Annotated in this window: 29 protein-coding genes and 1 pseudogene; all 30 read right to left on the minus strand. The window is 35.5% G+C overall.

The genetic code is table 11. From position 1 onward, the window contains the following. The gene (gene map / locus JV173_RS05320; RefSeq protein WP_205735256.1) at positions 1 to 756 is read right to left on the minus strand and encodes a type I methionyl aminopeptidase; all 756 of its coding nucleotides are present in this window, start codon (positions 754 to 756) and stop codon (positions 1 to 3) included. Beyond that, positions 757 to 1,407 carry an adenylate kinase gene (locus JV173_RS05325; protein WP_205735257.1) on the minus strand — a complete coding sequence of 217 codons (651 nt, stop codon included), beginning with the start codon at positions 1,405 to 1,407 and terminating at the stop codon, positions 757 to 759. Between the two features lie 3 nt (positions 1,408 to 1,410). Next, complete coding sequence (gene secY, locus JV173_RS05330; RefSeq protein WP_205735258.1) at positions 1,411 to 2,703, minus strand: preprotein translocase subunit SecY; 1,293 nt, start codon at positions 2,701 to 2,703, stop codon at positions 1,411 to 1,413. Positions 2,704 to 2,710: 7 nt separating this feature from the next. After that, positions 2,711 to 3,148 carry a 50S ribosomal protein L15 gene (gene rplO / locus JV173_RS05335; protein WP_205735259.1) on the minus strand — a complete coding sequence of 146 codons (438 nt, stop codon included), beginning with the start codon at positions 3,146 to 3,148 and terminating at the stop codon, positions 2,711 to 2,713. 11 nt (positions 3,149 to 3,159) lie between these two features. Then, positions 3,160 to 3,336, minus strand: a complete 177-nt coding sequence (rpmD, locus tag JV173_RS05340; RefSeq protein WP_205735260.1) for a 50S ribosomal protein L30 — start codon at positions 3,334 to 3,336, stop codon at positions 3,160 to 3,162. A gap of 14 nt (positions 3,337 to 3,350) precedes the next feature. Beyond that, entirely contained in the window at positions 3,351 to 3,860 is a 510-nt protein-coding gene (gene rpsE, locus JV173_RS05345) for a 30S ribosomal protein S5 (RefSeq protein WP_205735261.1), read from the minus strand. A 14-nt stretch (positions 3,861 to 3,874) separates the two neighbouring features. Further along, positions 3,875 to 4,225 (minus strand): 50S ribosomal protein L18, encoded by a 351-nt coding sequence (rplR, locus tag JV173_RS05350; RefSeq protein WP_205735262.1) that lies wholly within the window; start codon positions 4,223 to 4,225, stop codon positions 3,875 to 3,877. A gap of 12 nt (positions 4,226 to 4,237) precedes the next feature. Then, positions 4,238 to 4,777 (minus strand): 50S ribosomal protein L6, encoded by a 540-nt coding sequence (rplF, locus tag JV173_RS05355; protein ID WP_205735263.1) that lies wholly within the window; start codon positions 4,775 to 4,777, stop codon positions 4,238 to 4,240. A gap of 19 nt (positions 4,778 to 4,796) precedes the next feature. Further along, a complete protein-coding gene (rpsH, locus tag JV173_RS05360) occupies positions 4,797 to 5,192 on the minus strand; it encodes a 30S ribosomal protein S8 (protein ID WP_205735264.1) in 396 nt (131 codons plus the stop codon). 12 nt (positions 5,193 to 5,204) lie between these two features. Continuing rightward, on the minus strand, positions 5,205 to 5,474 hold the full coding sequence (gene rpsN / locus JV173_RS05365) for a 30S ribosomal protein S14 (protein ID WP_205735265.1): 270 nt from the start codon (positions 5,472 to 5,474) through the stop codon (positions 5,205 to 5,207). Positions 5,475 to 5,485: 11 nt separating this feature from the next. Further along, positions 5,486 to 6,028 carry a 50S ribosomal protein L5 gene (gene rplE, locus JV173_RS05370; protein WP_205735266.1) on the minus strand — a complete coding sequence of 181 codons (543 nt, stop codon included), beginning with the start codon at positions 6,026 to 6,028 and terminating at the stop codon, positions 5,486 to 5,488. Next, positions 6,028 to 6,447, minus strand: a complete 420-nt coding sequence (gene rplX, locus JV173_RS05375; protein WP_205735267.1) for a 50S ribosomal protein L24 — start codon at positions 6,445 to 6,447, stop codon at positions 6,028 to 6,030. The genes rplE and rplX overlap by 1 nt, the downstream gene beginning before the upstream one ends. Before the next feature lie 14 nt (positions 6,448 to 6,461). After that, entirely contained in the window at positions 6,462 to 6,830 is a 369-nt protein-coding gene (gene rplN, locus JV173_RS05380) for a 50S ribosomal protein L14 (RefSeq protein WP_205735268.1), read from the minus strand. Positions 6,831 to 6,844: 14 nt separating this feature from the next. After that, positions 6,845 to 7,111: a 30S ribosomal protein S17 gene (rpsQ, locus tag JV173_RS05385; RefSeq protein WP_205735269.1), complete on the minus strand. Its 267-nt coding sequence runs from the start codon at positions 7,109 to 7,111 to the stop codon at positions 6,845 to 6,847. A gap of 14 nt (positions 7,112 to 7,125) precedes the next feature. Beyond that, complete coding sequence (rpmC, locus tag JV173_RS05390; RefSeq protein WP_205735270.1) at positions 7,126 to 7,317, minus strand: 50S ribosomal protein L29; 192 nt, start codon at positions 7,315 to 7,317, stop codon at positions 7,126 to 7,128. Then, on the minus strand, positions 7,314 to 7,730 hold the full coding sequence (gene rplP, locus JV173_RS05395; protein WP_205735271.1) for a 50S ribosomal protein L16: 417 nt from the start codon (positions 7,728 to 7,730) through the stop codon (positions 7,314 to 7,316). Before rplP ends, rpmC begins: the two co-directional genes overlap by 4 nt. Positions 7,731 to 7,735: 5 nt before the next feature. Then, positions 7,736 to 8,497 carry a 30S ribosomal protein S3 gene (gene rpsC / locus JV173_RS05400; protein ID WP_205735272.1) on the minus strand — a complete coding sequence of 254 codons (762 nt, stop codon included), beginning with the start codon at positions 8,495 to 8,497 and terminating at the stop codon, positions 7,736 to 7,738. 6 nt (positions 8,498 to 8,503) lie between these two features. Beyond that, entirely contained in the window at positions 8,504 to 8,839 is a 336-nt protein-coding gene (gene rplV / locus JV173_RS05405; RefSeq protein WP_205735273.1) for a 50S ribosomal protein L22, read from the minus strand. A gap of 11 nt (positions 8,840 to 8,850) precedes the next feature. Beyond that, the gene (rpsS, locus tag JV173_RS05410) at positions 8,851 to 9,132 is read right to left on the minus strand and encodes a 30S ribosomal protein S19 (RefSeq protein WP_205735274.1); all 282 of its coding nucleotides are present in this window, start codon (positions 9,130 to 9,132) and stop codon (positions 8,851 to 8,853) included. 11 nt (positions 9,133 to 9,143) lie between these two features. Then, the gene (gene rplB / locus JV173_RS05415) at positions 9,144 to 9,974 is read right to left on the minus strand and encodes a 50S ribosomal protein L2 (protein WP_205735275.1); all 831 of its coding nucleotides are present in this window, start codon (positions 9,972 to 9,974) and stop codon (positions 9,144 to 9,146) included. A gap of 32 nt (positions 9,975 to 10,006) precedes the next feature. After that, on the minus strand, positions 10,007 to 10,309 hold the full coding sequence (gene rplW / locus JV173_RS05420) for a 50S ribosomal protein L23 (RefSeq protein WP_205735276.1): 303 nt from the start codon (positions 10,307 to 10,309) through the stop codon (positions 10,007 to 10,009). Continuing rightward, entirely contained in the window at positions 10,309 to 10,932 is a 624-nt protein-coding gene (gene rplD / locus JV173_RS05425) for a 50S ribosomal protein L4 (RefSeq protein WP_205735277.1), read from the minus strand. The genes rplW and rplD overlap by 1 nt, the downstream gene beginning before the upstream one ends. Positions 10,933 to 10,943: 11 nt before the next feature. Then, on the minus strand, positions 10,944 to 11,582 hold the full coding sequence (gene rplC / locus JV173_RS05430; protein ID WP_205735278.1) for a 50S ribosomal protein L3: 639 nt from the start codon (positions 11,580 to 11,582) through the stop codon (positions 10,944 to 10,946). Positions 11,583 to 11,626: 44 nt separating this feature from the next. Continuing rightward, positions 11,627 to 11,935 carry a 30S ribosomal protein S10 gene (gene rpsJ, locus JV173_RS05435; protein WP_205735279.1) on the minus strand — a complete coding sequence of 103 codons (309 nt, stop codon included), beginning with the start codon at positions 11,933 to 11,935 and terminating at the stop codon, positions 11,627 to 11,629. A gap of 211 nt (positions 11,936 to 12,146) precedes the next feature. After that, positions 12,147 to 13,556, minus strand: a complete 1,410-nt coding sequence (locus tag JV173_RS05440; RefSeq protein WP_205735280.1) for a hypothetical protein — start codon at positions 13,554 to 13,556, stop codon at positions 12,147 to 12,149. 94 nt (positions 13,557 to 13,650) lie between these two features. After that, positions 13,651 to 14,088, minus strand: coding sequence for a MarR family winged helix-turn-helix transcriptional regulator (locus JV173_RS05445; protein WP_205735281.1), 438 nt, complete (start codon positions 14,086 to 14,088; stop codon positions 13,651 to 13,653). 10 nt (positions 14,089 to 14,098) lie between these two features. Further along, complete coding sequence (locus JV173_RS05450) at positions 14,099 to 14,947, minus strand: DegV family protein (protein WP_205735282.1); 849 nt, start codon at positions 14,945 to 14,947, stop codon at positions 14,099 to 14,101. Positions 14,948 to 15,065: 118 nt separating this feature from the next. Continuing rightward, a complete protein-coding gene (locus JV173_RS05455; RefSeq protein ID WP_205735283.1) occupies positions 15,066 to 15,917 on the minus strand; it encodes an NAD(P)-dependent oxidoreductase in 852 nt (283 codons plus the stop codon). Positions 15,918 to 15,938: 21 nt separating this feature from the next. Further along, positions 15,939 to 16,127: pseudogene (locus JV173_RS05460) on the minus strand (YccF domain-containing protein); the annotation flags it as partial. 37 nt (positions 16,128 to 16,164) lie between these two features. Further along, positions 16,165 to 16,917, minus strand: a complete 753-nt coding sequence (locus tag JV173_RS05465; protein WP_205735285.1) for a hypothetical protein — start codon at positions 16,915 to 16,917, stop codon at positions 16,165 to 16,167. Positions 16,918 to 16,993: the final 76 nt, after the last annotated feature.

Below are 16,993 nucleotides of genomic sequence, written 5' to 3' on the forward strand. Positions count from 1 at the left end.
TTACTCCTTTATTTCTGTTAAGATTTCGTAGCCATCCTCAGTAACTAAGATGGTGTGTTCAAAATGTGCACTGTAGCTCTTATCTTGAGTCACCGTTGTCCAGTTATCTTGTAGAATACGAATGCGCTTGGTGCCCAAGTTGACCATCGGTTCGACACAGAATGTCATGCCCGGTTTTAAGGTAACTTTTACCAATTCACGACCAAAGTTAGGAATTGGTGGGTCTTCGTGTAGGCTCATACCAATACCATGTCCAGTGAAATCTTCGACAATACCAAACCCATGTGGTCTGATTGTGTCTTCGACAGCCTTAGAGATGTCATTTACGGTGGCACCAGGTTTAATCACTTTGATACCATTCCAAAGTGCTTCTTCAGTAACTTTTAAAAGTCTTTCAACTTTAGGATCTACATGACCCACTTTAAAAGTCCAAGCACTATCGGCATGATAACCTTTGTAATTAACGCCTAAGTCTAGTGATATGATATCACCTTCTTTAAGAATTTTCTTCTTAGAAGGAATACCGTGAATAACCACTTCGTTAACAGACGCACAGATAGAACCTGGGAATCCGTTATAACCTTTAAAAGATGGTATTGCACCTAAACTTCTGATGAAATTTTCTGCGAGTACGTCAAGCTCATGCGTGGTAACACCTGGCTTAATGTGAGGAACAAGATGTTCTCTTGTTCTTGCCAAGATGTTACCTGCAGTACGCATAAGTTCGATTTCTCTTGCGCTTTTGATTGTAATCATTTATGCTCCAAGAATTTCTAAAATGTCTTTTGTAATTGAACTTAATTCGCGATTACCATCGACATCGATTAAAAGCCCTTTGTTTTGGTAGTAAGCAATGAGTGGGAAAGTTTCCTCGTTGTAAACACTTAAGCGACGTTTTACAGTTTCTTCAGTGTCATCTTTTCTTTGAACGAGTGGACTACCATCATTATCACAGATACCTTCAACCTTTGGTGGATGGTTATCAATGTGATAAATTGCACCACATACCGGACAAGTTCTTCTACCCGTAATACGTTTAATGATAATGTCATCTTCAGATGTTACGTTTAACACAACATCGATTTGCCATTCTAAAGACCCTAACAACTGATCTAAATATTCGGCTTGGTTTGGATTTCTTGGATAACCATCTAAGATAAATCCATTTTTGACATCATCCTGATTTAATCTTTCTTTTACCATGTCATTAGTCACAGAATCTGGAACTAACAACCCTTGGTCTGTATAGCTTTTCGCAAGTAGACCAAGTGGTGTTTGATTCTTAAGGTGCATTCTAAACATGTCACCTGTTGAAATATGGGGAATGTTTAGTGCTTCAGATAGAATTTTTGCTTGTGAACCCTTACCTGCACCAGGAGGTCCCACAAAAATCATTCTTTTTTTCATTGGTTAAAATAATCCTTGATATGTTTCTTGATTTGCTTGAGCTTCAAGTTGTGAAGTAGTATCAGCTGCAACACCAACAACGATTAATAACCCTGTACCACCTAAAGTGATATTTGCTGCTTCTTGACCAGCGAAACCAAATACCCATGCAGTAATAATTGGTAGTGCTGCAAGTACAACTAAGTAAACTGTACCAACAACTGTAACTTTGAATAGGATACGTGCGATGTAGTTCTTAGTATCATCCCCTGGGCGAACCCCTGGAATATAAGCATTTGATTTTGATAAGTTATCAGCAATTTTGTGTGGGTTTGTCATCATGAAAGTATAGAAGAATGAGAATACGACGATTAAGATCACGTAAAGGATAAATCCAATTGGCTCATTATATGAGAAGATTGAACGAATCCATGATTGTGTATTCGCATCGATTGAACTTTCTAAGAATCCAATAATTGAAAGTGGAACTGATAATAAAGTTGATGCAAAGATAACTGGTAATACCCCAGCAGAATTGATCTTTAATGGGATATTTGAATCAGTTCTAACTGCACCACCTTGACGGTTTGCATATGAAATAGGAATTTTTCTTTTCGCAATGTTCATATACACAACGCCTAGTAAGATTGCAACATATAACACTAAGATGAGTACATAAATTACAACATCCCATGCGTTATCAGTACCTAAGTATTTGTCACTTAATGTACCAATCATAACTGGAATTGATGTTAACACACCGATACCAATTAAGATAGATGAACCGTTACCAATACCTTTAGCGGTAATTGTATCTGCAATCCAAATAGCAAATGCAGTACCAGCAGTAACTGCTAGTGCCATATAAAGGTAAGTGAAGAATCCAGAGTCAACGCCCACTTGAATTTGTGATCCGCGGACACCAGTTCCTAAAATTAGAAGTAAAGCTTGTGCTAAACCTAAGAATAATGCTAACCATCTAGTTGCTCTTGATGTTTTAGCTTTACCAACTTCGCCTTCTTCTTGCCATTCCTTCATTTGAGGAATGATCATTTGTAATAATTGAATAGCGATAGATGCTGTGATGTATGGTGAAATCCCAAGTGATAACACTGAGAAACGTGAGAGTGCTTGTCCTGTATAGCTATTTAAAATACCTAAGAATCCTGCGCCCCACTGTGCTTGTCCTTGGAAAAGTTCAACATTGAAAAGTGGAATTGGAATAAAGCTTGCGATTCTAAATACTAAGATTAACAGTAATGTAACGCCTAAACGTAACATTACATTTTTGTTTGCTAATACATTCTTAATGCGCATCCACACGTTAAATCACCTCAACTGTCCCACCAGCATTTTCGATAGCTTGTTTTGCACTTTCAGAGAACTTATTTGCTTTCACAGTTAATTTCTTTTCAAGTACGCCATTAGCTAACACTTTAACACCTGATAGTTCTTTTGAGATAATTCTAGTCTTTAATAAGACTTCTGGAGTGATCACTGTGCCATCTTCGAAAAGATTTAAATCACCAGTGTTTACGATTGCGTATTCTTTTCTAGTGTGATTATTGAAACCACGTTTAGGAATACGTTGGAAGAAAGGAATTTGTCCCCCTTCAAATCCTGGGCGCACACCGCCACCAGCTCTCGCTAATTGACCTTTGTGACCTTTACCGGCAGTTTTACCAGTACCGCTACCAGGACCGCGACCAAGTCTTTTCTTTGAATGTCTTGCACCTGCAACAGGTTTTAAATTACTTAACATGGTCAGCCTCCTTAAATTTCTTTTACTTCAACTAGATGACCAATTGTCTTGATCATTCCGTCTACTGCGTCATTTTTTTCTTTAATAACGATATTTCCAATTTTCTTTAAACCTAAAGCGTGAGCGGTTTTAATTTGGTTTGGACGTCTACCAATTAATGATTTTTTTAATGTAATTTCGTATGCCATTATGATTTACTTCCTTACACTAAGTTTTCAACTGCAACACCACGAAGTTTTGCAACTGATTCAGGTGTTCTTAAGTTTTCTAATCCATTGAATGTTGCACGCACAACATTAATTGCTGTTTTTGAACCTAATGATTTTGATAAGATATCATTCACACCAGCTAGATCGAATACGATACGAGCGGCACCACCAGCGATAACCCCGGTACCTTCTGAAGCAGGTTTAAGAATAATCTTAGATGCTCCGAATTCACCAGTAATTTCGTGAGGGATTGTGTGTTTCATCATTGGTACTGTGATGAGGTTTTTCTTAGCAGCTTCAACTGCTTTTTTGATTGCATCTGGCACTTCTGAAGCTTTACCAGTTCCAAAACCTACCATACCTTGTTTGTTACCGACGACAACGAGTGCTGCGAAACGGAAACGGCGTCCACCTTTTACAACCTTAGTAACACGGTTTAAGGCTACGACTTTTTCTTCAAAAACTACTTGTTCTTCTTGTTTTTCAAATGTTTTCTCTGCCATGATAGACTCCTTTCCTAAAATTCCAAGCCAGCAGCTCTTGCTGCTTCAGCTAATGCTTTAACACGGCCGTGGTATAAGTAACCACCGCGGTCAAAGACAACTTTAGTTACGCCTAACTTTTTAGCTTCTTCAGCAATAGCTTTACCTACTGCAGTAGCTGCTTCTAAGTTAGCACCTAATTTTAATGCTTTAGAATTTGCGCTTGCTAATGTGTGTTGTGCTTCATCGTCGATAAGTTGTGCATAGATTGCGGTATTAGAACGGAAGATGTTTAGTCTAGGACGAAGTGGTGTACCAACAACATGTTTTCTGATACGTAGATGTCTCTTTTGTCTTGTGACATTTGATGATGTTTTATTAATCATATGTTATACTCCTTACTTCGCAGTCTTACCAGCCTTACGAGCAACATATTCGTCAACATAACGGATACCTTTGCCTTTGTAAGGTTCTGGTTTTCTAAATTCTCTAATTTCAGCAGCGAATTGACCAACTGCTGCTTTGTCCATACCAGATACGATAATGTCTGTGTTCTTTGGAACTTCTACTGATAAACCAGCAGGAATTTCAAGTTCGACATTGTGTGAGAAACCTAATTGTAATACTAATAATTTACCTTGAAGTTGAGCTCTGTAACCAACCCCACGGATTTCTAATTGTTTCTTGAATCCTTCAGAAACACCTTTGACCATGTTGAATAGTAAAGCTCTTGTTGTTCCGTGAATTTTTCTTGTAAACATTTCATTGTTTGGTCTTGAAATTGTAATTTCATTACCTTCTAATTTGATGTTTAATACTTCGTTAAATTGTTGTTGTAATTGTCCTTTTGGTCCTTTAACAGTAACGAAATTGTTTTTAGCAACTTCTACAGTAACACCAGCAGGAACTTGAATAACTTTATTACCTATACGGCTCATTTATTGTTTTCCTCCCTTATTACCATACGTATGCTAAGACTTCGCCACCAACTTGTTGTAGACGAGCTTCGCGATCTGTTAAAATGCCTTTTGAAGTTGAAATTAATGCAACACCTAAACCATTTAATACTTTAGGTAATTTATCTAATGTTGCATAAACTCGAAGACCTGGCTTCGATATCCTTTTCATACCTTTGATTACACGTTCATTAGTTGCTGAGTATTTTAATGTAACAACAAGTTTAGGTTGTTTATCATTAGTTACTACAAAGTCCTTGATGAACCCTTCTTGCTTCATAACAGCTAAGATTTCAGCTTTAAGTTTTGAAGCAGGAATTTCAACCTTAGGATGACGCGCTTTATTAGCATTGCGGATACGCGTTAATAAGTCCGCAATTGGATCAGTCATAACCATAGTTCTTCCTCCTTACCAACTAGCCTTTTTAACACCAGGTAATTCACCTTTGTGCGCTAGTTCTCTAAATGTAATACGTGAGATACCAAATTTTCTCATGTATGATCTTGGTCTACCATCAAGTGAGTCTCTGTTCTTTAAACGGACAGGAGAAGCATCTTTTGGTAATTTGGCTAACCCTTTATAGTCACCAGCTGCTTTTAATGCTGCTCTGCGTTCAGCATAAAGTTCAACAAGTGCTCTTTGTTTTTTGTCTTTAGCAATTTTTGATTTTTTCGCCATGGGTAGTCTCCTTATTTCTTAAACGGGAAACCGAATGCTTCAAGTAAACTTTTAGCTTCTTCGTCGGTTTGAGCCGTAGTCACGATAATGATATCCATACCGCGTACTTTAGTGACTTTATCGATATTGATTTCAGGGAAAATGATTTGTTCTTTAACGCCTAAAGTATAATTACCGCGGCCGTCGAACGCATCCGCAGATACCCCACGGAAGTCACGAACACGTGGAAGTGAAACTGATACTAACTTCTCTAAGAAATAGTACATACGATCGCCACGTAATGTAACTTTCGCACCGATAGCTTGACCTTCACGTAATTTGAAGTTTGAAATAGATTTTTTAGCTTTTGTAATTACAGGTTTTTGACCAGAAAGTAAAGTTAATTCTTCAACTGCGATGTCTAAAGCCTTTGAGTTAGCAACAGCGTCACCAACACCAATGTTGATAACAATCTTTTCAAGTTTAGGAGCTTCCATAACTGATGAATAGTTGAATTTTTCAACTAATTGAGGAACAATTTTAGAAGTATAAAGTTCTTTTAATGCTGCGCTCATTATTCGTTAGCTCCTTCTTTTTTAGATTTCTTTGCTTTTGGAGCAGCTTCAGCTTTAGGTGCAGCAGCTTTCTTAGCTGGTTTATCTAATGCAGAACCACTCTTTTTAGCGAAGCGAACTTTAACACCGTTTTCGAATCTGTAACCAACACGAGTTGGAACATTATCTTTTGGATCTAAGATCGCTACGTTTGACACATGGATTGGAGCTGGTTTCTCAACGATACCACCTTTATCATTTTGTGTCTTTGGACGTTCATGTTTCTTAACGATGTTAACACCTTCAACGATAACTGTGTTATCTTTGCGGTTAACTTTTAAGACACGTCCTGTTTTTCTTGTTTTAATACCTTTTTTGTCTGTTGTAAATTGATCGCCACCAGCAATCACTACAACTGTATCACCAGTTTTAATATTCATATGTGGCTCCCTCCTTACAATACTTCAGGTGCAAGAGATACGATTTTCATGAAGTTCTTTTCTCTGAGTTCTCTTGCTACCGGTCCAAAGATACGTGTACCTTTTGGATTTAAATCGTCTTTAATAATAACAACTGCATTTTCATCAAATTTAATGTATGAACCATCAGCTCTTCTTAAACCTTGTTTTGTTCTGACAATTACTGCGTCAACAACATCACCTTTTTTAACTGCGCCAGTTGGTGTTGCTTTTTTAACTGCAACAGTGACAATGTCACCGATGTTTGCATAACGACGACGAGTACCGCCTTGTACTCTGATAACAAGTACTTCGCGAGCGCCTGAGTTGTCAGCAACAACTAATCTTGTTTCTTGCTGTATCATCTTTTACGTCCTCCTTATACAATCTCTTCAGTTTTTGAAACCACTCTAACTAAACGGAAACGTTTTAAAGCTGAAAGTGGTCTTGATTCGATGATTTCTACAATGTCGCCCATTTTAGCTTCGTTGTTTTCATCATGCGCATGGAACTTCTTTAATGAACGTACACGTTTACCATATAGTGGATGCTTTTTGTGAGTTTCTACTAAAACAGTAATTGTTTTGTCACGTTTGTCAGATACAACTTTTCCAGTATAAACTTTCTTGTTATTTACTCTTTCCATTGTTATATCCTCTCTTATTCTTCGCCGCGCTCAGAAATGACAGTCTTCATTTGAGCGATGGTCTTTTTAATTGTTCTTAATTGTGCAGTGTTTTCTAATTGTCCAACAGCGTGTTGGAAACGTAAGTTGAAAAGTTCAGCTTTTAAGTCAGCAATTTTCTTTTCTAAGTCTGCAGTTTTTGCTTTTCTGATGTCAGCTAATTTCACGCTTCCTCACCTCTCTTAACAATCTTAGTTTTAATCGGTAACTTGTGTGAAGCTAAACGTAAAGCTTCTCTTGCGATAGTTTCACTCACACCAGCGATTTCAAACATAATTTTTCCTTCTTTTACTACTGCAACCCATGAGTCTGGAGCACCTTTACCGGAACCCATACGCACTTCAAGTGGTTTCTTTGTTTTAGCAAGGTGTGGGAAGATATTGATCCAAACCTTACCGAGACGTTTCATTTCACGAGTCATCGCGATACGAGCAGCTTCGATTTGGCGGTTTGTTACCCACGCCCCCTCTTTTGCAACTAAGGCAAATTCACCGTTTGTAATAACGTTTTTACCTTTTGCTTTTCCTTCATAGGAAACGCGATGAGGACGACGATATTTCGTTCTTTTTGGCATTAACATAATGATTAGTCCTCCATTCGTTCGTTTTGTTTAGGACGTCTGTCGTTTTTATTATTATTATTTGGACGTCTATCTCTTCTTGGTTGATCAGCTTCAAACGGTTTTCTTGTATCTAAAATTGTTTGTCCTGGTAAAACTTCACCATGATAAATCCAAACTTTAATACCTAAGATACCATAAGTAGTCTTAGCTTCTGCTGTAGCATAATCAACGTCAGCTCTTAAGGTATGCAGAGGCACGCGACCTTCTGAATAACCTTCACTACGTGCGATTTCAGCGCCACCTAGACGACCAGATACTAGAGTTCTAATACCTTTAGCGCCAGATTTAAGTGCACGTGAAATAGCAAATTTTTGTGCACGACGGAATGATGCACGTTGTTCTAATTGATCAGCAATTGACTGAGCAACTAAAACTGCTACTTTTTCAGGGCGTCTAACTTCAACAATGTTTAACACGATTTCTTTCTTAGTTAAATATTGTAAAGTATCAACTGCCTTGTTTTTATCTGCTGCTTCTTTACCTAATGCAATACCAGGTTTAGCAACATGTAATTTGATTGTAATACGTTCTTTGTTTTTAACTTTAACGCGTTCAATTTCAATTTGAGCAACACCAGCTTTTTTGAAGCTGTCAGATAGGAACTCACGAATTAACGCATCTTCTTTTACTAATGCTGGCACATCGTTTTTAGATGCATACCACTTAGATTCCCAAGTGCGGATGATACCTAAACGTAAGCCATTTGGATTGGTTTTTTGTCCCATGCGTTATTACTCCTTCTCTGCAACAACCACAGTGATGTGTGATGTTCTTTTCTTAATTAAGTTACCAGTGCCTTTAGCACGAGGTAACATTCTCTTCATTGTCATTGATTCGTTAACCCAAACTTCTTTAACGAATAATTTTTCTTCATTCATTGATAAATTGTGAGTTGCATTCGCAATCGCTGAGTTTAAAACTTTAGTAATGATTGGAGATGCAGCTTTAGGTGTGAACATTAAGATAGCGCGTGCTTCTTTAATATTTTTACCACGAATTAAGTCGATAACGAGTCTCGCTTTTCTAGGAGCGATTCTCACAGTTCTTGCAATAGCTTTAGCTTCCATGATTTTCTCTCCTATCTCTTGCTTACTTTCTTATCATCTTTTTTGTGTCCGTAGAATGTGCGAGTTGGTGCAAATTCTCCGAGTTTGTGTCCAACCATATCTTCAGTGATATAGACAGGAACGTGTTCGCGTCCGTTATAGACAGCAATTGTGAAACCGATAAACTCAGGGAAGATTGTTGAACGTCTGCTCCAAGTTTGAATTACTTTTTTGTCGTTTGCTTTAGCTTGTTTTAAAACCTTATCTAATAAATGTTGATCTACGAAAGGTCCTTTTTTAAGTGAACGTGCCATGATTTCCCTCCTTATCCATTTCTACGTCTTACGATTAAGCCGTTAGACGCTTTCTTGCTATCACGAGTCTTGATACCACGAGCTTTCTTGCCCCATGGAGTCATTGGTTGTTTTCTACCTACTGGTTGTTTACCTTCACCACCACCATGTGGGTGATCTACTGGGTTCATTACAGAACCACGAACAGTAGGACGGATACCCATATGACGAGTTCTACCTGCTTTACCTACACGTACTAATTCGTGAGATTCGTTTCCGACTTCACCAACTGTTGCGCGGCAAGCACCTAAAACTTTACGTACTTCACCAGATTGTAAGCGAACTAAGACGTATTTGTCTTCGCGGCCTAAGATTTGAACTGAAGTACCTGCTGATCTTGCTAATTGACCACCACGTCCTGGGTTTAATTCTACGTTGTGTACAACTGTACCAACTGGAATGTTTACGATTGGTAATGCGTTACCAACTTTGATGTCTGCATTTGGACCTGAAACAATTTCAGTACCAACTGTAAGACCTTTAGGTGCTAAGATATATCTCTTTTCACCATCTTTATAATTAATTAATGCGATATTTGCTGTTCTATTTGGATCATACTCGATTGTTGCAACTTTACCAACAATCCCATCTTTATCACGCTTAAAGTCAATAACGCGGTATTTGCGTTTTGCTCCGCCACCAATGTGACGTACTGTTAATTTACCTTGGTTGTTACGACCACCGGTTTTAATAACTGGCGCAAGTAGTGACTTTTCAGGAGTAGATGTTGTAATTTCGTCAAATGTAAGAACGCTCATATTACGACGACCGTTTGTCGTTCTCTTATAAATTTTAACTGCCATAAGTTAAGTCTCCTATATCTTTCACTTACAAGTTACACAGCGAATGCTGGTATCTTTTGTCCGTCTTTAAGCTGTACGATTGCTTTCTTGTAGCCAGCTTTAAAGCCTGCGTATCTACCAACCTTTTTGGCTTTCTTAGATACATTAATTGTATGAACCTTGATTACTTCTACTTCAAATACTGCTTCAACTGCTTTTTTGATTTCAATTTTGTTTGCAGTCTTAGGTACTTTGAATGTGTAGCGGTTTGCAGTTTCTACTAACTTCATTGAGTTTTCAGTAATAATAGGCTCGCGTAATAATTCGTAGTATTTAACATCAACTGTCTTAGCCATTATCCTAATACCTCCTCATAGTATTTAACTGCATCAGAAGTTAATACGACATTTTTGAACTTTAAGATTTCGTATACTGATGCTTGTGAAACTTCTTTTAATAATGTAGTAGGTAAGTTTGATGCTGCTAACATTAAGTTGCGATCAGCTTCTCCAACTAACACTAATGTTTTTCCTTCAAGCTTTAAGTTGTTTAAAACTTCAACGAATAATTTTGTTTTTGGTTGTTCTAATGATAATGAATCAACAACTGTTAATTGATTTTCAAGAACATGGTATGAAAGTGCACTTCTTAAAGCTAATTGTTTAACTTTTTGGTTAACTTTCACTGCATAACTTCTAGGAGTTGGTCCGAATACGATACCGCCGCCCTTCCATTGTGGAGAACGGATAGAACCTTGTCTTGCACGACCAGTTCCTTTTTGACGCCATGGTTTTTTACCACCACCTGATACTTCAGCACGAGTTTTAGTTTTTGAAGTACCTTGTCTCATCGCAGCAAGTTGTGCGTTGACAACGTCATAAATAACTTGTTGGTTTGGTGTAATACCGAAGATTGCATCGTTTAAAGCAACTTCAGATACTTGTTCACCTAACTGATTATATACATTTAGTTTTGGCATAGTAATTACCCTTAGTTACCTTTCTTTACGCTTGTCTTAACGATTACATAACCTTTTTTAGGTCCTGGGATTGCACCAGCAATTAATAGTAAATCATTTTCAACATCAACAGCAGCGATTTTTAGATTTTGTACTGTGACTGTTTCAGCGCCCATATGACCAGGTAAGTTTTTACCTTTCATATTACCTTTAATAGCACCCATAGAACCCGGAGCTCTGTGATACATAGATCCGTGAGTCATTGGTCCTCTTGACTGGTTGTGGCGTTTGATAGCACCTGCATAACCTTTACCTTTTGAAGTACCAGTTACGTCGATGTCTTCTCCAGCTTGGAAAATATCAGCTTTTACTGTGCTTCCTACTTCTAATTCTGCTAATTCGTTTTTAAGCACTTCAAATCTGATTTCTTTAATGAAGCGCTTAGGTGCTGTATTAGCTTTTTTCACGTGCCCTAATTCAGGCTTGTTACTTAATTTTTCACGTTTTGATTCGTAACCGATTTGAGTCGCAACATAACCGTCTGTTTCGACAGTTTTTTGTTGTAAGACTACGTTATCGCCGACTTCAACAACTGTGACTGGAATTAAAACACCCTTTTCATCGAAAATTTGTGTCATTCCAATTTTCTTACCTAAGATTCCTTTGGCCATTGTCTTTCCTCTTTCTTTTTAATTTTGACCTTTTATAACATCAATTATTTCTTAAGGACGATGTCAATACCTGATGGTAAATCAATTCTCATTAAAGCATCAATTGTCTTAGAGTTTGGATCTAAGATTTGAATTAATCTCTTGTGCGTTCTTCTTTCGAATTGCTCACGTGAATCTTTGTTTACGTGAGGGCTTCGTAAGATTGTGAAGACTTCTTTCTTAGTTGGAAGTGGAATTGGACCTTGTACAGTAGCACCTGTCTTTTCAACACTTTCAACAATCTTCTTAGCAGCTTGATCGATTAATCTGTGATCATATGCCTTTAAACTGATTTTGATAATTTCTTTTGCCATTTTTGTTCTCCTTTCGCCTATAATCTTGCATAGACTTTACTCCCTGGAAAAATTTGTTACATCGACAACGGCTATCGGTGTACCAATAACCTCCCAGATCAACGCTTTACTTGTATGTACGCAAGCCTTCTTATTATATAAAAAAAGGTTTTTAGATGCAACCCCTTTTTTACAAAAATCTTTTAAAAATATTATTTTTAAGAAAATATGCTTAATTTACATCAAAATTCTGAATTATCTCTAGATCGTTTTGAATATCAACACTATAGTATTCGAATAATCTAAAATTTACCACAATGTATTTAAATCCCAGTTCTAAAATTTTACTATAATATTTCTTTTCTTGGATAGTTGTACCTGTAAGGTACATTTCAACATGTTTGATTTCAGTCTTCTCTTTGACTTCCATCAATTCTGTTAAAAATGTATCTTCTTTCGTTTTTTCATCGACAATTTCGCCATAAAGTCTTTCTGTGTCAATGATTGTAAAATCTGAATGTTTGAATAATTCTAAGTTCTCATATCCTAAATCGTGTTCAATATTAAACCCAATTGGAACTTCCGTTTGATAGTTTTCTTTAATAATTGTCATAATAATTTGTCTAAGTTTTTCGAAGTGGTATTCTGAGGCACTGTGTGGAATTGTTATCTTTAAATGATTATGTGGGTGACTAAAGATTGCACGTAATTCCTCTATATACATCGTATAAAATCTAGATAACGTTTCCTGATCAACGATAAAATCATCATCTAGTCTATGATAATAGATTAAAATATCTAGCCTCGGTAATGTAATTAAAATTTCAGAATCTTTATATATTCTATATAAACTTTTATAAAACTGGATACGTTCAACATAATCAAGCAACCCATCATTTTTTAAATAAGCTTTCTCGGGTTCAACGAAAATAAAATCTAACTTGCTATTTTGCATCAGACTAAGTACTTCCAAATCAAAAACTTCAACACCTAATTGCGTAAGACTTTGAATGGTTGAACCCGCATATTTTAATTCATTTTTAAGATCTTTAACACACTCGTTAGTTGCTAAATTAAGGATGTAAAATCTGTTGAATTCAAGCTGTTCTTTCGTAATAACAAAAGGAACTAGGCTAAAAATTTGTTGATACAAAAGTCTATTTTTAGGGAATTCTTCAAAAACAATACCATTAATTTTGTCTTTAATTTCAAGGATAATATAGAGGTTTGGTTCTTCTATTTTCACCAATACATTTCCCTTAAAATCGAGTTTAAAAGTGAGCATTTTTGCCTCAAATTTACTTAAAATTCGATCTAAAAATGGTCGGTAAATTGTCTCATTTTGATATAAAAAAAGGCTCTTTTTTCTTAATATATCTAGGTATCGATTTAAAGTTATACCTTCCTCAAAATACATTAAAAATGATGTTTTAAAGCTTTCAAGTAAGATATTACACGTATAAAGCTCCTTTAAACTTGTTGCATGAAAAAAACCAAGTTCATAGCGTCTTTTAATATGATTTATCTCTTGTTCTATGATGTCTAGCATGAATTTTTCCAAATGAATCTTGTCATTTAATATATATTCATGACTGTTTTGAATACTTTTTAAAAATCCTTTAATGTAATTTGTTTGTAACATCTTTTAACCTCACTTCAAAAATCGCATAAAAAAAGAGAGTTGCACAAAAAAATGCTAAAACTCTCTCCCGATTTAATTTATACTTTAAAACGAATTAATATCTTTGTTTGAAATATACCATGATATTCTCAAGGGATTTCATTAAGACTTCATCTTTATCAATTTCTAAATCCTTAAAGACTGAATTAATCATTTCATCATGAAACTCATCATGTATTTTTAATACATTCAGTGCAAGATCTGTAAGTTTTAAATATACCTTTCTTCTATCTGATTCATCCGTATATCTATAAACATATTTTTTACGTGCAAGAATGTTAATAGCAGTCGTTAAAGTACCTAATGTGATACGAAGTTTTTTAGCAACCTCACCCATTGTTGGAACTTCTGTGTTTTTAATTGCTTCTAAAACATGCACTTCACTCATTGAAATTGTGACTCCGCGTTCTTTAAGTGTGCGTTCTTCGATTGATAAAATTTGATTGAAAACATCGACTAATAAGGTATTGATGATTTCTTTTGATGATGCCATGAAATGCCTCCTATTTTAATGAATACCCCATACCTAAAGTTCCAGGACCTGCATGTGCCCCGACAACTGGTGTCAGTGGATAAAGTGTTACCTTCGCTCCAGGTCTTGCAGTTTCAATCTCTTTTTTGAAGTATTCTGCTTTATCTAAATTTGTTGTATATGCAATAAAGAAATCAACATCTTTGTCTTTTGTTTCAGTTAACATGACTTCTAAGATTCTTTGCTGCGCTTTTGTTGTTGTACGAATCTTTTCAAATGGTTTTAAAGATCCATCTTCCATAATTTTTAATAATGGTTTGATTTTTAAAAGGGTACCAAGCAAACCCGCAGTCGATGATAATCGACCATTTTTCACAAGATATTTAAGTGTATCGACAAGTACATATATTTTTGTATTGTCTCTTACAAATTCTAATTTCTTAATAATTTCTTGTAGTGAAGCTCCATTTTTTACCATACGTAGCGCATGATCAACTAAGATTGCTTCTCCATATGATACACTTTTTGAATCAAAAACTTCAACCTTTAAACCAGGAACTAAATCTTTTGCAAGAATTGCACCTTGGTAGGTTCCACTTAATTTAGACGAAAGTGTAATCACTAAAAGTTCTTCATACCCATTAGCTTTTACTTTTTCATATAATTCGGCGAATTGCCCTGTTGATACTTGGGATGTATGGATATCTGCATCGGGTTTTGCAAGCATCATTTGATAGAAATCATCTGCTGTGATTTCTTCATAATCCACATATTCTTTACGGTCAAATGTTACAGTTAAACGTGCTGTGAGGCAATCTTTTTTTGCATCGATATAATCAATCCCAGACGTCGAAGTAACTGCGATAGCAATTTTCTTCATTTACTCTCTCCTCATATTAGTTTGATACTCAAAGTATTATATCATTAGTGTATCATACTTTTCATGAATTCATCCCTGAAAGTAAGAAAAAAACACCTCAAATGGCGGTTCTTCGTGTTTAACTTACATGGCTATCGAGATAATTTAGAATAAATGCCTGAGTTCCTTTATTTTCAAAACCCTTTTCAATTAATTGTTGTAACATATCGCGCACTTTAGTTGCAATCGGTAGACTACCTTTTGCCTCATCAAGCGCAAGATTTAAATCTTTAACAAAGTGTTTAATGAAAAATCCTGGTTCATAATCTTTTAAGATCATTTTCTTACCATTATAAATCAATTGGTTAGATGATGCTGAGCCACCCGATAAGACTTGATGAACAGCATCCAGAGGTAAATTCTTCTCCATTGCAAAGTAAAGACTTTCTGCAACACCTGCAAGTGCACCAGAAATTGCAATTTGGTTTGCAAGTTTGGTATATTGGCCACTACCCGCTTTACCCATATAGGTTATGGTTTTACCAAAGGTTTGAAGAAGTGGTACGATTTCATCAAAAACTTCTTTTTCACTACCAACCATAATAGAGAGTGTCCCTGATTTAGCACCTTGATCACCACCTGTTACTGGTGCATCAACAAGTCTAAAACCTAACTCTTTACCTTTTTCATATAAGTTTTCTGCTAAAGATGGAGATGATGTTGTCATATCGACAATAATTGTACCTTTTTTAGCGTATTTAAACACCTCATGGATCACTTCATCGACATCTTTTGGATATCCAACAATGCTAAAGATGATATCTGAGGATTCAGCGAGTTCTTTAATTGTATATGAAACTGAAACTTCAGGTTTTAACTTTTCCGCTTTTGATATTGTTCTGTTGAATACAGTTACATCATAATTTGCGCGTGCTAAATGAAGTGCGATCGGAGCACCCATAATTCCAGTTCCAATAAATCCAATTTTCATATAAACTCCTTATTAACCTTTAATAGTAGCTCCAAAAGGTATGAGTGCAAGTTTTCCTAATTTAAACCATTGTTTCGCAAACTTAAAGCATTGACGACCAAAAGGAATTGTGATAATTAGGATATGGAATAATATACCTAATAAGAACCACCAAATGGCAGCAAACAAACCACCAAAGACAAACCAAATAATGTTACCTAATAATTTCATTTCTTTTTCCACTTTTCTAAAATCATTAGTTTATTTTTTATACTTCTTCTTTAGTAACTAGTTTAACCTCATATGCAAAATACTTCTTATTAAATACAATTTCAAATAGAGAAATAACAAATGTACCTAGTAATACGATAGATAATACGAAAGCTTCACCAAATTGCACATAAGGATCTCTAAATATTAATAGCCCTATAAATACAAACTGCATGAAATTTCCTGTAAAAAATTTTAAAATAATCGTTAATGTTTTAAACTTAGTTAATCTTTGTGTCATCATGAGTAACCAAACAATCGCCATCGGAATTAAAACAACGATATACCCATTGATTGGATTATCAGTCACTGAAAACATGATCATATTAAATAGTGCATTGATTGTCATAATAACAAAGTTTAAGACGAATAACATTGATATCAATGTTTCAATTTGCATCTTTTTCCTTGGTCTTAAATCTTTATTTTCTTTTTCTTCAAAGACTTTACTAGGTGTAAAACCTACCCACTTTTGTTCATAAAGATACACAAGTGTAACTAATCCGAATAAAACAAGTGGTAATAAGAATTCTGGCTTTGAAAACACATCGATATTATACTGAACAATATTGACAACAAACGTAAAGATAATTGGCAGAATTGAAATGTAATACTTAAATGTTAATAAATGCTGCGAATCTTTATATCTATATTGAAGTATATTCATAACAAATACATAAAATGTTGGTAAAGAAAAGAGCACATATGTCGTTGTATCTGCAGTCACGTTACCAAGAAAAAAGATATACATTAAAAAGATAAAGAACAAGAATATCCATCTCAATGAATAAAATGTTAAGTTTTGATAATAATTTTTAGTGTTCAAG

Source organism: Acholeplasma equirhinis (genome assembly GCF_017052655.1).
Classification (GTDB): Bacteria; Bacillota_I; Bacilli_A; order Acholeplasmatales; family Acholeplasmataceae; genus Acholeplasma; species Acholeplasma equirhinis.